At 73.5% G+C, this 13,741-nt stretch carries 13 protein-coding genes; 8 read left to right on the forward strand and 5 right to left on the reverse strand.

What is annotated here, in order from left to right; translation table 11 throughout:
- The first annotated feature begins 19 nt into the window (after positions 1–19).
- The 3 genes from ACFZDE_RS16970 (at position 20) to ACFZDE_RS16980 (ending at position 2,506) form a co-directional block, all read left to right on the forward strand.
- The gene (locus ACFZDE_RS16970) at positions 20–679 is read left to right on the forward strand and encodes an alpha/beta fold hydrolase (RefSeq protein WP_391200418.1); all 660 of its coding nucleotides are present in this window, start codon (positions 20–22) and stop codon (positions 677–679) included.
- 102 nt (positions 680–781) lie between these two features.
- On the forward strand, positions 782–1,426 hold the full coding sequence (locus ACFZDE_RS16975) for a phosphoribosyltransferase family protein (protein WP_390999901.1): 645 nt from the start codon (positions 782–784) through the stop codon (positions 1,424–1,426).
- 84 nt (positions 1,427–1,510) lie between these two features.
- Entirely contained in the window at positions 1,511–2,506 is a 996-nt protein-coding gene (locus ACFZDE_RS16980) for a TerC/Alx family metal homeostasis membrane protein (protein WP_391200419.1), read from the forward strand.
- A 23-nt stretch (positions 2,507–2,529) separates the two neighbouring features.
- Here the strand turns inward: ACFZDE_RS16980 and ACFZDE_RS16985 are convergent, their stop codons facing one another.
- The 4 genes from ACFZDE_RS16985 to ACFZDE_RS17000 form a co-directional block, all read right to left on the reverse strand.
- On the reverse strand, positions 2,530–3,720 hold the full coding sequence (locus tag ACFZDE_RS16985) for a CoA transferase (RefSeq protein WP_391200420.1): 1,191 nt from the start codon (positions 3,718–3,720) through the stop codon (positions 2,530–2,532).
- Between the two features lie 119 nt (positions 3,721–3,839).
- Entirely contained in the window at positions 3,840–5,180 is a 1,341-nt protein-coding gene (locus ACFZDE_RS16990; RefSeq protein WP_391200421.1) for a helix-turn-helix domain-containing protein, read from the reverse strand.
- A gap of 95 nt (positions 5,181–5,275) precedes the next feature.
- The gene (locus ACFZDE_RS16995) at positions 5,276–6,250 is read right to left on the reverse strand and encodes an alpha/beta hydrolase fold domain-containing protein (RefSeq protein WP_391200422.1); all 975 of its coding nucleotides are present in this window, start codon (positions 6,248–6,250) and stop codon (positions 5,276–5,278) included.
- A 334-nt stretch (positions 6,251–6,584) separates the two neighbouring features.
- Positions 6,585–6,830, reverse strand: a complete 246-nt coding sequence (locus ACFZDE_RS17000; protein ID WP_391200424.1) for a hypothetical protein — start codon at positions 6,828–6,830, stop codon at positions 6,585–6,587.
- A 114-nt stretch (positions 6,831–6,944) separates the two neighbouring features.
- Here ACFZDE_RS17000 and ACFZDE_RS17005 point away from each other — a divergent pair, with 114 nt between their 5' ends.
- Positions 6,945–7,850, forward strand: a complete 906-nt coding sequence (locus ACFZDE_RS17005; RefSeq protein WP_391200425.1) for a LysR substrate-binding domain-containing protein — start codon at positions 6,945–6,947, stop codon at positions 7,848–7,850.
- 168 nt (positions 7,851–8,018) lie between these two features.
- On the opposite strand, the gene ACFZDE_RS17010 is transcribed toward ACFZDE_RS17005, so the two are convergent.
- Positions 8,019–8,597, reverse strand: a complete 579-nt coding sequence (locus tag ACFZDE_RS17010; protein WP_390999872.1) for a TetR family transcriptional regulator — start codon at positions 8,595–8,597, stop codon at positions 8,019–8,021.
- Between the two features lie 299 nt (positions 8,598–8,896).
- Here ACFZDE_RS17010 and ACFZDE_RS17015 point away from each other — a divergent pair, with 299 nt between their 5' ends.
- The 4 genes from ACFZDE_RS17015 to ACFZDE_RS17030 are packed head-to-tail and all read left to right on the forward strand — an operon-like array spanning position 8,897 to position 13,659.
- On the forward strand, positions 8,897–9,442 hold the full coding sequence (locus ACFZDE_RS17015; protein ID WP_381428190.1) for a (2Fe-2S)-binding protein: 546 nt from the start codon (positions 8,897–8,899) through the stop codon (positions 9,440–9,442).
- A complete protein-coding gene (locus ACFZDE_RS17020) occupies positions 9,439–10,431 on the forward strand; it encodes an FAD binding domain-containing protein (RefSeq protein ID WP_391200426.1) in 993 nt (330 codons plus the stop codon). Before ACFZDE_RS17015 ends, ACFZDE_RS17020 begins: the two co-directional genes overlap by 4 nt.
- Positions 10,428–12,542 (forward strand): molybdopterin cofactor-binding domain-containing protein, encoded by a 2,115-nt coding sequence (locus ACFZDE_RS17025; protein ID WP_391200427.1) that lies wholly within the window; start codon positions 10,428–10,430, stop codon positions 12,540–12,542. The genes ACFZDE_RS17020 and ACFZDE_RS17025 overlap by 4 nt, the downstream gene beginning before the upstream one ends.
- The gene (locus ACFZDE_RS17030) at positions 12,535–13,659 is read left to right on the forward strand and encodes an XdhC family protein (protein WP_391200428.1); all 1,125 of its coding nucleotides are present in this window, start codon (positions 12,535–12,537) and stop codon (positions 13,657–13,659) included. The genes ACFZDE_RS17025 and ACFZDE_RS17030 overlap by 8 nt, the downstream gene beginning before the upstream one ends.
- Positions 13,660–13,741 lie beyond the last annotated feature (82 nt).

The raw sequence follows: 13,741 nt of genomic DNA on the forward strand, positions 1-13,741 counted from the left end.
GGGGGAGAGGAGGCCGACGATGAACTCCCGGACCGTCACCCTGCCCGCCGCCGGCGCCGACCTCACCGGCGACCTGGCCCTGCCCCCGGACGCCCGCGCGGTCGTACTGTTCGCGCACGGCAGCGGCAGCTCCCGGCACAGCCCCCGCAACCGCGAGGTCGCGGCGGGCCTGCGCACCGCGGGCCTCGGCACCCTGCTCATCGACCTGCTCACCCAGCAGGAGGAACACCGCGACGCCGTCACCGCCGAACTCCGCTTCGACATCCCCCTGCTGGGCCGCCGACTGGTCGGCGCCCTCGACTGGCTGGCCGAGGAGCCCACCACCGCCGACCTGCCCGTCGTCCTGTTCGGCGCCAGCACCGGCGCGGGCGCTGCCCTGGTCGCCGCCGCGCAACGCCCCGACCGGGTACGGGCGGTCGTCTCGCGCGGCGGCCGGCCCGACCTGGCGGGTGACGCCCTGGACGCCGTACGGGCTCCGGTGCTGCTGATCGTGGGCGGCCGGGACACGCACGTGCTGCGGCTCAACGAGGAGGCGGCCCGGCGGCTGCCCGGCCCCCACACCCTGCATGTGGTCCCCGGCGCCACCCACCTGTTCGAGGAACCGGGCGCGCTCGGCCAGGTCACCGAAACCGCCCGGCGGTGGTGCGACGAGCGGCTGCGGGCGGCCGCCAGCCGGTGAGCGGCCGGTGGCGGCCGGCGCGCTTCGTCCGGCGGGCCCGGGGGTACGCGGGAGCCGGACCGGCCGAAGCCCTTACTCGTGGGGGAAGCGGAGGTGACCGTCATGCGGTTCCGTGATCGCCGGCAGGCCGGTGAGGAACTGGCCGAAACACTGCGCACCCGGCAGCGCAAGGGGCAACTGGCCGATCCCCTCGTCCTCGCCCTGCCCCGCGGCGGAGTCGCCGTGGCCCGCGAGGTCGCCGCCGCGCTGGACGCCCCGCTCGACGTCCTCGTCGTACGCAAGATCGGAGCACCCCACCAGGAGGAACTCGGCGTCGGCGCGATGGCCGGGGACGAGGTGCCGCTCCTCGACGAGGACACCCTGCGCCACCTCGGCATCGACGAGGACGCGCTCGCCCCCGTCATCGAGCGGGAACGAGTCGAACTACGGCGCCGGGAGCGGCTGTACCGGCAGGGCCGACCCGCCCCCGACCTGCGCGGACGTACCGTGATCGTCGTCGACGACGGCCTGGCGACCGGCTCCACGGCCCGCGCCGCGCTGCGCTTCGTACGCCGTCAGTCACCCGGCAGGGTGCTGCTGGCCGCGCCCGTGTGCTCGCCCGAGGGCGCCGAGCTGATGCGCGCCGAGGCCGACGACGTCGTCTGCCTGCACCGGCCGGCCGCGTTCATGGCGGTGGGCCTGTGGTACGAGCACTTCGACCAGCTGACGGACCAGGACGTGCTGGAGGCGCTGCACGTGCAGCTTTGACCAACTGTTCACCTGACAGCAGTGGCGGAAAACAGTCGAGTGAGACCACGATGACTCTTCCCCCACCTGCATCAGGAGCAACAAGTGAACGTCTCGCTGTCCGTGTGGCTGCTGACCGTGGCCGCCCTGTGCGTGCTGGTCGCCGTCGACTTCTTCGTGGGCCGCAAGCCGCACGACGTGTCCATCAAGGAAGCCGGGACGTGGACGGTGGTGTGGGTCGTCCTGGCCGTCCTGTTCGGCGCGGGGCTCTGGTACTTCGGTGGGAGCGGGCCCACGGGCGAGTTCTTCGCCGGGTACATCACCGAGAAGTCGCTCAGCGTGGACAACCTCTTCGTCTTCGTCCTGATCATGGCGAGGTTCGCGGTGCCGTCGCAGTACCAGCAGCGGGTGCTGATGATCGGCGTCCTGGTGGCGCTGGTGCTGCGGGCCGTGTTCATCGCGGCCGGTGCGGCGATCATCTCCACGTTCTCGTGGGTGTTCTACCTCTTCGGGGCGTTCCTGATCTGGACCGCCTGGAAGCTGGTCCAGGACGCCCGTACGCAGGACCACGAGGAGGAGTACCAGGAGAACAAGCTGCTGAAGATGGCAGAGCAGCGCTTCGGCGTGGCCGACCGCTATCACGGCACGAAGCTGTTCATCACCGAGAACGGCAAGCGGATCATGACCCCGATGCTGGTCGTGATGCTCGCCATCGGCTCCACCGACGTGCTGTTCGCCCTCGACTCCATCCCGGCCATCTACGGCCTGACGCAGGACCCGTACATCGTCTTCACCGCGAACGCGTTCGCCCTGATGGGCCTGCGCCAGCTGTACTTCCTCATCAGCGGCCTGCTGAGGAAGCTGGTCCACCTCTCCTACGGCCTGTCGATCATCCTGGGCTTCATCGGCGTGAAGCTGGTGCTGCACGCCCTGCACGAGTCCGGGGTGTCCGTCCCCGAGATCGGCATCCCGTTCTCACTGGGCTTCATCGTGCTGGTTCTGGCGGTGACGACGGTGACGAGCCTGCGTGCCTCCAAGCGGCAGGAGGCGGAGGCGGGAGAGACGAAGACGGACTCTGAGACTGAGTCCAAGGCCGGGTAGCCCTCCGGGGGTGTCCGAAGCCGTCAGACCACGCCGTCCGCGCGGAGGGCCGCCACCTCCTCGGCGGTGCGGCCCAGTTCGGTGAGGATGGCATCGGTGTGCTCACCCACGGCCGGCACGGGGTCCATGCGGGCGGGCAGCCCCGCGAGGTCGGCGGGCGGGAGCAGCGCCTCCACGGTGGCGCCCGGCACCCCGACCTCGCTCCAGCGGCCACGGGCGGCCAGTACGGGGTGGTCGAGGAACGCGGCGACGTCGTTGACACCGGAGCAGGCGATGCCGATGCGCTCCAGGTCCTTGAGGATCTCGTCGGAGCCGGAGCGGGCGAAACGCTCGGCGACTACGGCGTTGAGCTCCTCGCGGTGCGCGACGCGGTCCGGGCCGGTGGCGAAACGCGGATCGTCGGCCAACTCCGGGCGGCCGAGGAACTCGGCGCACAGAGCCACCCACTCCCGCTCGTTCTGGATGGAGAACAGCACCTCCTTGCCGTCGGAGGCGGTGTACGTCCCGTACGGCGCGATCGTGGCGTGCTGCGTGCCCAGACGCGGGGGCTGGGCGCCGCCGTGCCGGGTGTAGTAGGCGGGCTGGCCCATCCACTCCGCGAGCGCCTCGAAGAGGGACACCTCCACCGGGTGGGCCCGGCCGGTGGTGGCACGGGTGTACAGGGCGGTGAGGACGCCGCTGTAGGCGTACATCCCGGCGGCGATGTCGGCGACGGAGATCCCGGTCCGGGCGGTGCCCTCGGGCGTTCCGGTCAGCGACACCAGCCCGGTCTGGCACTGCACGAGCAGGTCGTAGGCCTTGCGGTCGGCCCAGGGGCCGGTCGTGCCGTAGCCGGAGATCGTGCACGGGATCAGGTTCGGGCGGCGGCCGGTGACGGTGGCCGTGTCGAGACCGAGCCGGGCTGCGGCGCCCGGGGCGAGGTTCTGCACGAACACATCGGCGCCGTCGAGGAGGTCGTGCAGGACCTCGCGGCCGCGGGGGTCCTTCAGGTCGAGGGTGAGGGACTCCTTGGAGCGGTTGAGCCATACGAAATAGCTGGAGTGGCCGTGCACGGTGGTGTCGTACCGGCGGGCGAAGTCACCGCCACCCGGCCGCTCCACCTTGATCACCCGGGCACCGAGGTCGGCGAGCTGCCGCGTGGCGTAGGGCGCGGCCACGGCCTGCTCCAGACTGACCACCGTGACCCCGGCCAGGGGATACCGCAGCACGCTCATGCCTCAAGCTCCTGAATCGGGTACGGGGGTGCTCGGACAGTCTGCCGCACGGGGGAGTGGGGTGCGGCCGGGGCAGCCGCCGTCACGACCGCCTCGGCGCCGGAAGGCGTGGCAGGACGTCAACTGCCGGACTGGGGGTGGGCCAGGCGGCGCATGGTCAGGGCCAGTTGCAGCCGTAGTCGGCCCTGTGGCGTTCGGATCGGCCAGCCGAGGAGGTGTTCGGCGTGCGCCAGACGGTCCTGGAGCGTGGAGTGGTGCACGTTGATCTCGGCCGCCGCGGCCCGCAGGCTCGCCGTGGACACGACCGCGTGCAGAGTGGCCGGCAACCAGGGCGTGGTCGCCGCCGCGGCCTCCAGCGCACGGACGTCGGCCGGCGGCTGCGTGCCCGGCGTGACGACGTCGGCGAGGAGGGCGATGCCGCCCAACTCCTCGGCGTACACGATCCGGGGCCCGGGATCCTGCGGCGTGCCCTCGGCGGTGAACCGCAGGGCGGTACGGGCCTCGGCCCAGGACCGGGGCAGTTCGAGGACGGGGACGGCGGGTCCGACGCCGAGGCGCCCGGTGGGGAGATGGGGGGTGGGTGGAGGGGTGTGCCGGGCGGGGGAGGGGGGAACTGGGTCGAGACTGAGAGCGGCGGGGGCGGTTGTGACGTTTGCGGGCTGTCCCTGCGAGGGTGCTTGGGGGGCTCGGGGTGAGACCTTCAAGGGCCGAGGCGAGGTGGCGGCGTCCGCTGCGGCGTGTCCGGCGCCTAGGGGGACGGAGTCCGGACCGGCTGGTACCACCCGCGGCCGGCCGTTCAGTGGGGCGAGGGCCCGGGCCCTTGCGGTGGGGTCGAGTCCGAGGCGGCGGGCGGCATGCAGGCGGGCCGCTTCGGGTGCTGTGGCGTCGAGGAGCGTCTCGACCAGCGCCGGGTCGTCGGCCGGGGCACGGCCGCGGGTGCGGTCGAGGACCAGCCGCACGGCCCCGGCGGCCCGTTCGAGAATCACGGCGTCGACCACACTGGGGGTGCGCGGCGTCGGCAGCTGTCCGGGCGCGGCGGTCTGGGTCTGGGTCTGGGGGAGCGGCGGATCGAGCACCGTTGCCGCGGGGCCGCTGGGCTCGGTGCTGTTCCCAGGGTCTCGGGCAGCCGACCCCGAGCCGTCCTCGGTCCGGCCCGTAGCGTCGCCGCCGCGCTCCAGGTACAGCGTCGCCGTACCGTCCGGGCCCAGTCGGACCGCGGGCCAGGTCGGGTCGGGCGGGGTGTCGGTGTCGCGCCGGGTGCCGTCGGTCTCCACCCTGACGTGGACGCGCCGATCCGGATCCACCAGCCGGGCCGGGCAACCGGCCAGTACGGCCGCCCCGCGCACGAGCGCCTCCAGTCCGGCCCTGGACTCGGCCAGGCGGTCGAAGTAGGCGATGACCCGCACCGCGGCACCGGCGTCAGGATCGAGGGCGGTCAGTCGTCCGGCCAGCTCTTTCATAGGCCCCATGGTGCGGTATGCGGCCACTTTCGGAGGCGGGCGGTGCGATCGCCTCGCGGCGACGCGGCCACGGACGACTCCGGGAGGCCGGGCCCTCAGGCCCCCAACAGCCTGCGCAGCCAGTTCAGCTGCGCTGCCCGCGCCGCCTGCGACACGGCCGCCTGCGGCGCGAACCCGTCGAAACCGTGGAAACCGCCCGGCCACACATGCAGTTCGGCCACCCCACCGGCCTGCCAGATGCGCGAGGCGTAGGCCACGACCTCGTCGCGAAAGGTCTCCGCCGAGCCGACGTCGAGGAAGGCCGGAGGCAATCCCGTGAGGTCCTCGGCCCGGGCCGGTGCCGCGTACGCCGGTACGTCGGGGCCGCCGCGCCGCGCACCCAGCAGCGCGGTCCAGCCCGTCTCGTTGGCGGTCCGGTCCCACACCCCGAGCCCCGCCATCTGGTACGTCGAGGGCGAGTCGTTGCGGTCGTCGAGCATCGGGCACATCAGCACCTGCCCGATCGGCCGCGGCCCCTTGCGGTCCCGGGCGAGAAGGGCCAGGGCCGCGGACAGTCCACCACCCGCGCTCGCGCCCGCGATGACGATCCGCTCGGGGTCGGCGCCGAGTTCGGCGGCGTGGTCCGCGGTCCACAACAGCCCGGCGTAGACGTCCTCGACCGGCGCGGGGTGCGGGTGCTCCGGCGCCAGCCGGTACTCCACGGACACCACGACCGCGTCCAGGGCCTGCGCCCATGCCAGCGGGACGTCCACGCCGACGCGGTTGTTCCCTATCACCATGCCGCCGCCGTGCACGTGGTAGATGAGCGGCCTTGGCCCGGCCGTCTCCGGCGCTGTCGGACGGCAGATCAGCAGGGAGATGTCCGGCTCGCCCTGCGGCCCCGGCACCCGCCGGTCCGTCACCTCGAACGTCCCGCCCATCGTCAGATCGAGCTCGGCCAGCATCTGCATGGCCGGACCCTGGCGTACCTCGGCTATCTCGTCGAGCGCGAGCCCTGGAGTGACCATGTCCTTGATCAGCTCCAGGGCGGCGGCGAGTTCGGGGTCGAACGGGGGCGGAACGTGGGTCATGGGGTCTCCTCGCGTGAGGTGGCGGCGGCTGGTGCAACCATGATCGGCCGCGGGACCCCGTCGGCGGGCGCCGCCGGGCGGCGGAAGCTTCCCGCCGTATGGCGGGTGGCTTGCACGGAGTGTGCGGCGGGCGAGCACATCTCGATCCGAGGTGGACGGGCCCTGTCACCGGCCCCGCACTCTGCCCGTCCCTCCCGGCCGGGGTGAAGCCTCCCGCACTACGGCCCGCCCCCGGGCATCCGCGTCACCCTGGGCATCTGCGTCGCCTCGGGCATCTGCGTCGCCTCGGGCATCCGCGTCGCCCCGGCATCCGCGGACCCCGGGGCGCGGGCAGTCAGCCTCGCCAGCGGCTCGCTGCGTCCGGGCGGGCCGGAGCCGCGCCGGGCGTCGGCCCGCTGCGCGAGACGACGCGTGTTCCGCCCGCGTCGGCGACCCGGACCTGCAGCGAGCCGCATCCGCAGCGCGTCCACTCCGTGTGCCCCGTCGCGGTGGCGTGCCGGGACAGCACCCGGAACGGCTCGCCTCCGTCCGGCCGACCGCAGTGCGGGCAGGCGGCGATGGCGTTGGTGATGCTGCTCATCTCTGACTCCTGGTGCGTCGTGGTGGTTGACCGTCGCGACACAGCCAGGGTGCGGCCGAAGATCCGTACACGTCCAGGTTGACTTTGTGGACGTCACTGTGAAGCCTGGCCTTCATGATTGACCTGCGCCGGTTGCACGTCCTGAGGGCGGTCGCCCACTACGGCACGGTCACCGCGGCCGCCCGAGCCCTGCACTTCACGCCGTCCGCCGCCTCCCAGCAGGTACGGCAGTTGGCCCGCGACCTGGGCGTCGACCTGCTGGAGCCCCAGGGGCGCGGGGTGCGCCTCACATCGGCCGCCGAGAGTCTGCTCGCGCACGCCGACGCCATCCAGGCCCGCTGGGACCAGGCCGAACTGGATCTACGGGCCGACCATGGAGCGCCATCAGGAGTGCTGCGGGTCACCGGCTTTCCGGTGGCCGTCTCGGTGCTGCTGGCGCCGATGGCGGCCCGGCTGGGGGAGCGGCACCCGCGGCTGTCCGTCCGGATCACCGAGGTGGGTGTGCCGCAGAGTTTCGACCTGCTCTTCGAGGGTGCGACCGACCTGGCGATCGTCGAAGCGACTCCGCACAATCCGCCTTTGAGCGACGCGCGGTTCGATCAGCAGCCGCTGCTCGACGACCCGTTCGACCTGGTCGTGCCCGAAGGGCACCGGCTGGCGGGGCAGGCCCGGGTCGATCTGGCCGAGGCGGCGCGAGAGGCGTGGATCGCGCCGGTGGAGGAGAGCCCTTGCCGACCGCACGTCCTCTCCGCCTGCGGCGCGGCCGGGTTCACCCCCGAGATCTTCCACCACGCCCTCGACTGGAACGTCTGCGCCCACCTCGTCGCTCACCGGCTCGGCGTCGCTCTCATCCCGCGCCTGGCCCATCTGCCCCCGCACCTGCCGATCACCCGGGTCCGCTGCACCGGCAACCCCCACCGCAAGCTCCTGACCAGCACCCGAACGGGCGGCCACGCCCGCCCGGCAGTGGCGGCGGCGCTGGCGGAACTACGGGAGTTGGCCGACACGGCGGTCGCCTGAAGAAGCCGACGGGCCACAGCCCTGTCGGCCAGGGCGCCATCCGCTCCTCCCCACCCGGACCCCCGCCCGCGCGGCGATCGGGCCGCTGGGCCCTCGGGCGGTCGGGTCTCTCGGCTGAGCAGCGATCGGGCCGCCTGGGTCCTCCAGGCGCTACGCGGCGGTGGGGCATCACCCCCCAGCCGCCCCCACCCGCAACCCGTCCATCACGAAATCCAGCAGCCGCGTCGCACGGGGCTGCCAGTCGGTGTGGGGGTCCATCGTCCAGAGGCCGCCGATGACGAGGAAGAGGTCGCTCGCGGTGACGCCGGGGCGGATGGTGCCGGCCTCTTCCGCGGCACGGAGCAGGAGTTCGGCCGCGTCGGTCACCGGGGTGTGGCCCGGCTTCTGCGGCTGGCCGGGCGCGCTGGTGGCCTGGCGGATGGCGTCGGCCAGGCCCGCCTTGGTCATGGCGAACCGTGCCAGCCGGTCCATCCACTCGCGCAGCGCCCGGTCCGGCTCCCGGCTCTCCAGCAGCGCCGGGGCGGTGTCGGCGACCTGCTGCATCTCGTGCCGGTAGATCTCCAGCACGAGTGCCTCACGGGTGGGGAAGTGGCGGTAGAAGGTGCCCTGCCCGACGCCCGCCTTCTTGGCGATGGCGCTCAGCGGGACGCCCGCCGAGCGCGTCAGTTCCTCCAGCGCGACTTCCAGGATGCGCTCGCGGTTGCGCTGCGCGTCCGAGCGCAGGGGAGCGTCCTTCTTCTGCCGCACTCGCCCTCCTCTCGGGCCGTGGCCGAAACCAGCCCCTTGTTAAGCGGACAGTTGTCCGTTAAGTTTTCCCAGTAACGGACAACTGTCCGATTGCCCCATCGTATCGGCGTACCGCATGCGCCGACAGCCCGCGGGCTGCCCTGCCCTGCCCAGCCCAGGCCAGGCCAGCCAGTCTTGCCCGGGCCAGATCGCCCGCTGCCCGTCCGTCCGCCCCGCATCGTCCACCGTCGCGCACCGGCATCACCCTCCGCGGCGACCCCACCCACCCCCGACCTCGCGATGTGAGAGAGAAGGCATCCATGCCAGCATCGACGTCCAGCGACCTCACCCTGTCCGTCAACGGCGAGAAGTACACGCTGACCGTCGACCACCGCACCACCCTGCTCGACGCCCTGCGTGAACGACTCGACATGACGGGCACCAAGAAGGGCTGCGACCAGGGCCAGTGCGGTGCCTGCACGGTCCTGCTCGACGGGCGCCGCAGCGTGGCCTGTCTCCAGCTCGCCGTGGCCGCGGAAGGGCGCGAGATCACCACCATCGAAGGCGTGGCCGAGGGCGAGCGACTGCACCCCGTGCAGCAGGCGTTCCTCGACCTGGACGGCTTCCAGTGCGGCTACTGCACGCCGGGCCAGATCTGCTCGGCCATCGCCGTGATCGAGGAGCACGCGGCCGGCTGGCCGAGCGCGGTCACCGGTGACGTCCGGCCCGAGGCGGGACCACCACCGCTGACCCCGGAGGAGATCCGCGAGCGCATGAGCGGCAACCTGTGCCGCTGCGGCGCGTACGTGTCGATCGTCCAGGCCGTGGCCCGGGCCGCCGAGGAGACCAAGGGAGCTGCGGCATGAGGGAGTTCGGCTACCAGCGGGCGTACGACGTCTCCGGCGCAGTCGCCCTGCTCGACGGTGACGCGCAAGCCCGCTTCCTGGGCGGCGGCACCAACCTCGTCGACCTGATGAAGACCGGCGTCGAACGGCCCACCCGGCTCGTCGACGTACGCGAGCTGCCCCTGAACCGCATCGAGCCGGCCGAGGACGGCGCGCTGCGCATCGGCGCCACCGTCACCAACAGCGACCTGGCCGCCCACCCCGAGGTCCGCCGCCGCTACCCGGCACTCGCGCAGGCCGTGCTGGCCGGTGCCTCCGGGCAGTTGCGCAACATGGCCACCGTCGGCGGCAACCTCCTCCAGCGCACCCGCTGCGGCTACTTCGCCGACGTCACCTCCCCGTGCAACAAGCGCGACCCCGGCAGCGGCTGCCCCGCCCTCACCGGAGAGCACCACAACCACGCCGTCCTGGGCGCCTCCGACCACTGCGTGGCCACCCACCCCTCCGACATGGGCGTGGCACTGGCCGCCTTCGACGCGAGCGTGTCGTACGAAACAGCCGACGGGACGGGGGAGTTGAAGCTCGCCGACTTCTACCTTCCGGTGGGGGAGACCCCGCATCTGGAGACGGCTCTGCCGCCGGGCGCGCTCATCACCGGCGTCACCCTGCCGCCCACCGCGACAGCGGCCAACTCCCGCTACCGCAAGGTGCGCGAGCGGGCCTCGTACGCCTTCGCCATCGGCTCCGTCGCCGCGGCGCTCGACGTCCGGGACGGCCTCGTCCACGACGTGCGCCTGGCCTTCGGCGCGGTGGCCTCCCGCCCCTGGCGCGCCCGCGCGGCCGAGCGCGCGCTGACCGGCAGCCCGGCCGACGCCGCGCACTTCGCCGCCGCGGCGGACGCCGAACTGGCGGCCGCCAGGCCCCTGCCCCACAACGGATACAAGGTGACCCTCATGCGCAACCTCGTGGTGGCCGTACTGAGCGAACTCGCCGAGGAGGCCGCCCGATGACCACCGCCACCAGGGGAGCCGTCGGCACCGCGCACCCGCGCGTGGAGGGCCGCGACAAGGTCACCGGCGCGGCCCGCTACGCCGGCGAGATCCCCTTCGCGGACCTCGCCCATGGCTGGCTCGTGCTCTCCACCGTCGCCCGAGGCCGCGTCCGCGACCTGGACACCGACACCGTGCTCGCCATGCCCGGAGTGCTCACCGTGCTCCACCACCCCAACGCCCCGCGTGTCGACACCGGTTACACCGGCCTGATGGGCACCCCGCCCGACCCGACCGTGGGTCTCTTCCAGCACGACCGGGTGCCCCACCTGGGCTGGCCGGTGGCCCTGGTCGTCGCCGAGACCTCCGAGCAGGCCAGGGAGGCCGCCGAGGCCCTCGTGGTGCACTACGACCGGGAGCCGCACGACGTCGCGTTCTCCGCGGCGCGCGAGGCCGAGGCGTACACGCTCGACGGGCACATGCCGGCCGTGGTGGAGAAGGGGGACCTGGAGGCCGGACTCGCGGCGTCCGCCGTGGTGGTGGACGCCGAGTACACCACCCCCGAGGAGCACCACAACCCGATGGAGCCGCACGCGGCGACGGCCCGGTGGGACGGCGGCCGCCTGGAGGTCGTCGACTCCAACCAGGGCACCGGCTGGGTCGCGGGCGAGCTCGCCAGCCTGTTCTCCCTCGACCCGGCTTCCGTGCGGGTCCGGTCCGAGCACGTCGGCGGCGGCTTCGGCAGCAAGGGCGTGCGCGTGCACCAGGTGGCCGCGGTGATGGCCGCGACCGTGCTGCAACGCCCGGTCCGGGTCGTCATGACCCGCCGGCAGATGTTCTCCCTCGCCGGTCACCGCAGCCCCACCGCCCAGCGGGTCAGGCTCGGCGCCGACGCGGACGGACGGCTGCTCGCCCTGGAGCACCGGTCGCTGAGCCGGACCTCGACCGTCCACGACTTCCTCGAGCCGAGTGCGGCGTCGAGCCGGTCCATGTACGCCGCCGACGCCCACCACACGGCGAGCCGGCTCGTGAAGCTCGACGTCCCCACCCCGACCTGGATGCGCGCCCCTGGCGAGGCGTCCGGCTCGTTCGCGCTGGAGGCGGCACTCGACGAGCTCGCCGAGCGGTGCGGCATCGACCCGATCGAGCTGCGCGTCCGCAACGAACCAGAGGTGGGCCCGGTGTCCGGTCTGCCGTTCGGCAGCCGCAACCTCATCCCCTGTTTCCGGGAGGGCGCCCGCAGGTTCGGCTGGGAGGGGCGGGACCCGCGGCCCGGCGTGCGCCGGGACGGCCGCTGGCTGCTCGGCACGGGCACGGCCGCCGCCTCCTTCCCCACGCTGGCCATGCCGTCCACGGCGGCCCTGACCGCACAGGCGGACGGCACCTTCACGGTGCGGATCAACGCCGCGGACATCGGCACCGGCGCCCGAACGGCGCTCACCCTGGTCGCCGCCGACGCTCTGGAGGTGCCCGCGGACCGCGTCCGGGTGGAGATCGGCGACAGCGATCTCGGCGCCGCGTCGATCGCCGGCGGTTCGGCCGGCACCCGCTCCTGGGGCTGGGCCGTCACGGCCGCTGCCCAGGAGTTGCGCCGGAGCCTCGCGCCGGGCGCCGACATCCCGTCGGAGGGCGTCACCGTACGGTCGAACACGGCCGAAGCCCTCGGCGCCCTCGCCCAGCAGGAGCGGCATGCCTACGGGGCGCAGTTCGCCGAGGTCGCCGTCGACCCCGCCACCGGAGAGGTCCGGGTGCGCCGCATGCTGGGCATCTTCGCGGCCGGCCGGATCGTGAACCCGCTCACCGCCCGCAACCAGTTCGTCGGCGGCATGATCTGGGGCCTCTCCATGGCACTGCACGAGGAAGCCGTCCGGGACCGGGCGAGCGGCGGCCTCTACGGCGCCGACCTCGCCGGCTACCACATCGCCGCGCACGCCGACATCCCGCACATCGAGGCCGACTGGGTCGACGACCCCGACCCGGACGACCCGGTCGGCATCAAGGGCATCGGCGAGGTCGGCATCGTGGGCGCGGCCGCGGCGGTCGCCAACGCGGTGTGGCACGCGACCGGCGTACGCCACCGGGACCTGCCGATCCGCCCCGACCGCGTGCTGCTGGCGGGCGGCGATGCTTGATCTCGCGCAGCCCCTGAACGCGTGGATCGAGGAGGGCCGGGACTTCGCGGTCGCCACGGTCGTCGCCGTGGGCGGCAGCGCCCCGCGCCCGGTCGGCGCCGCGCTCGCCGTCGCCGCTGACGGCACGGCCGTCGGCTCGGTCTCCGGGGGCTGTGTGGAGGGAGCGGTCTACGACCTGTGCCGGCAGGCCATCCAGGACGGCCGTACGGTCGTCGAGCGGTTCGGCTACAGCGACGAGGACGCCTTCGCGGTGGGGCTGACCTGCGGCGGGACGATCGACGTCATGATCACCCCGGTCGTGGGCGCCCGCCCGGCCGAGCGGGCGGCGCTGGCGGCTGCCGCCCGGGCCGAGCCGGTGGCACTGGCCCGGGTGGTGGAGGGCCCGTCCGGCCTCCTGGGCCGCGCGCTGCTGGTCCGCCCCGGCGGTTCGTCCGCCGGTGGCCTGGGCGGCGGTCCGGAGTTGGACCGCGCGGCGCTCGACCGGGCCGGGGCCCTGCTGGAGTCCGGCCGCACCGGCACGGTGGAGCTCTCCGAGGACGGGTCGTCCTGTCCGGGCGGACTCACCCTGCTCGTCGAGTCGGCCGTCCCGCCGCCCCGCATGATCGTCTTCGGTGCGATCGACTTCGCGGCGGCCCTGGTGCGGGCGGGTGCCTTCCTCGGCTACCACGTCACCGTGTGCGACGCGCGCCCCGTCTTCGCGACCCGGGCCCGCTTCCCGCAGGCCGACGAGATCGTCGTCGACTGGCCCGACCGCTATCTGCGGAGCACGGAGACCGACGGGCGCACGGTGCTGTGCGTGCTCACCCACGACGCGAAGTTCGACATCCCCCTGCTGACGGAGGCGCTGCGGCTGCCCGTCGCCTACATCGGCGCGATGGGCTCCCGCCGCACCCACGAGGACCGCAACCGGCGGCTGCAGGAAGCGGGCGTGAGCGAGCGCGACCTGGCCAGGCTGAGATCACCGATCGGTCTGGACCTGGGGGCCCGTACGCCCGAGGAGACGGCCGTGTCCATCGCGGCGGAGATCATCGCAGCCCGGCACGGCGGCACCGGGGCGCCGCTCACGGGGTCGGACCGGCCGATCCACCGACCCGTGCGCGAGCCCCAGCCGGTCTGACCGGGCCCGCGAACGAACCCCGCCGCAGCACGCCGAAGGGGCCGAGGGCGTCACCCGCCCCGGCCCCTCCTCGGGTGCGCAG

Origin of the sequence: Streptomyces sp. NPDC007929 (genome assembly GCF_042959065.1) — a bacterium.
Classification (GTDB): Bacteria; Actinomycetota; Actinomycetes; order Streptomycetales; family Streptomycetaceae; genus Streptomyces.

What these genes read in the sequence shown, in the direction of transcription:
- ACFZDE_RS17015 (WP_381428190.1), top strand. Translation starts at nt 8,897, where the DNA reads ATGCCAGCATCGACGTCCAGCGACCTCACCCTGTCCGTCAACGGCGAG.
- ACFZDE_RS16975 (WP_390999901.1), top strand. Translation starts at nt 782, where the DNA reads ATGCGGTTCCGTGATCGCCGGCAGGCCGGTGAGGAACTGGCCGAAACA.
- ACFZDE_RS16990 (WP_391200421.1), bottom strand. Translation starts at nt 5,180, where the DNA reads ATGAAAGAGCTGGCCGGACGACTGACCGCCCTCGATCCTGACGCCGGT.
- ACFZDE_RS17020 (WP_391200426.1), top strand. Translation starts at nt 9,439, where the DNA reads ATGAGGGAGTTCGGCTACCAGCGGGCGTACGACGTCTCCGGCGCAGTC.
- ACFZDE_RS16985 (WP_391200420.1), bottom strand. Translation starts at nt 3,720, where the DNA reads ATGAGCGTGCTGCGGTATCCCCTGGCCGGGGTCACGGTGGTCAGTCTG.
- ACFZDE_RS16970 (WP_391200418.1), top strand. Translation starts at nt 20, where the DNA reads ATGAACTCCCGGACCGTCACCCTGCCCGCCGCCGGCGCCGACCTCACC.
- ACFZDE_RS16995 (WP_391200422.1), bottom strand. Translation starts at nt 6,250, where the DNA reads ATGACCCACGTTCCGCCCCCGTTCGACCCCGAACTCGCCGCCGCCCTG.
- ACFZDE_RS17030 (WP_391200428.1), top strand. Translation starts at nt 12,535, where the DNA reads ATGCTTGATCTCGCGCAGCCCCTGAACGCGTGGATCGAGGAGGGCCGG.
- ACFZDE_RS17000 (WP_391200424.1), bottom strand. Translation starts at nt 6,830, where the DNA reads ATGAGCAGCATCACCAACGCCATCGCCGCCTGCCCGCACTGCGGTCGG.
- ACFZDE_RS17025 (WP_391200427.1), top strand. Translation starts at nt 10,428, where the DNA reads ATGACCACCGCCACCAGGGGAGCCGTCGGCACCGCGCACCCGCGCGTG.
- ACFZDE_RS17005 (WP_391200425.1), top strand. Translation starts at nt 6,945, where the DNA reads ATGATTGACCTGCGCCGGTTGCACGTCCTGAGGGCGGTCGCCCACTAC.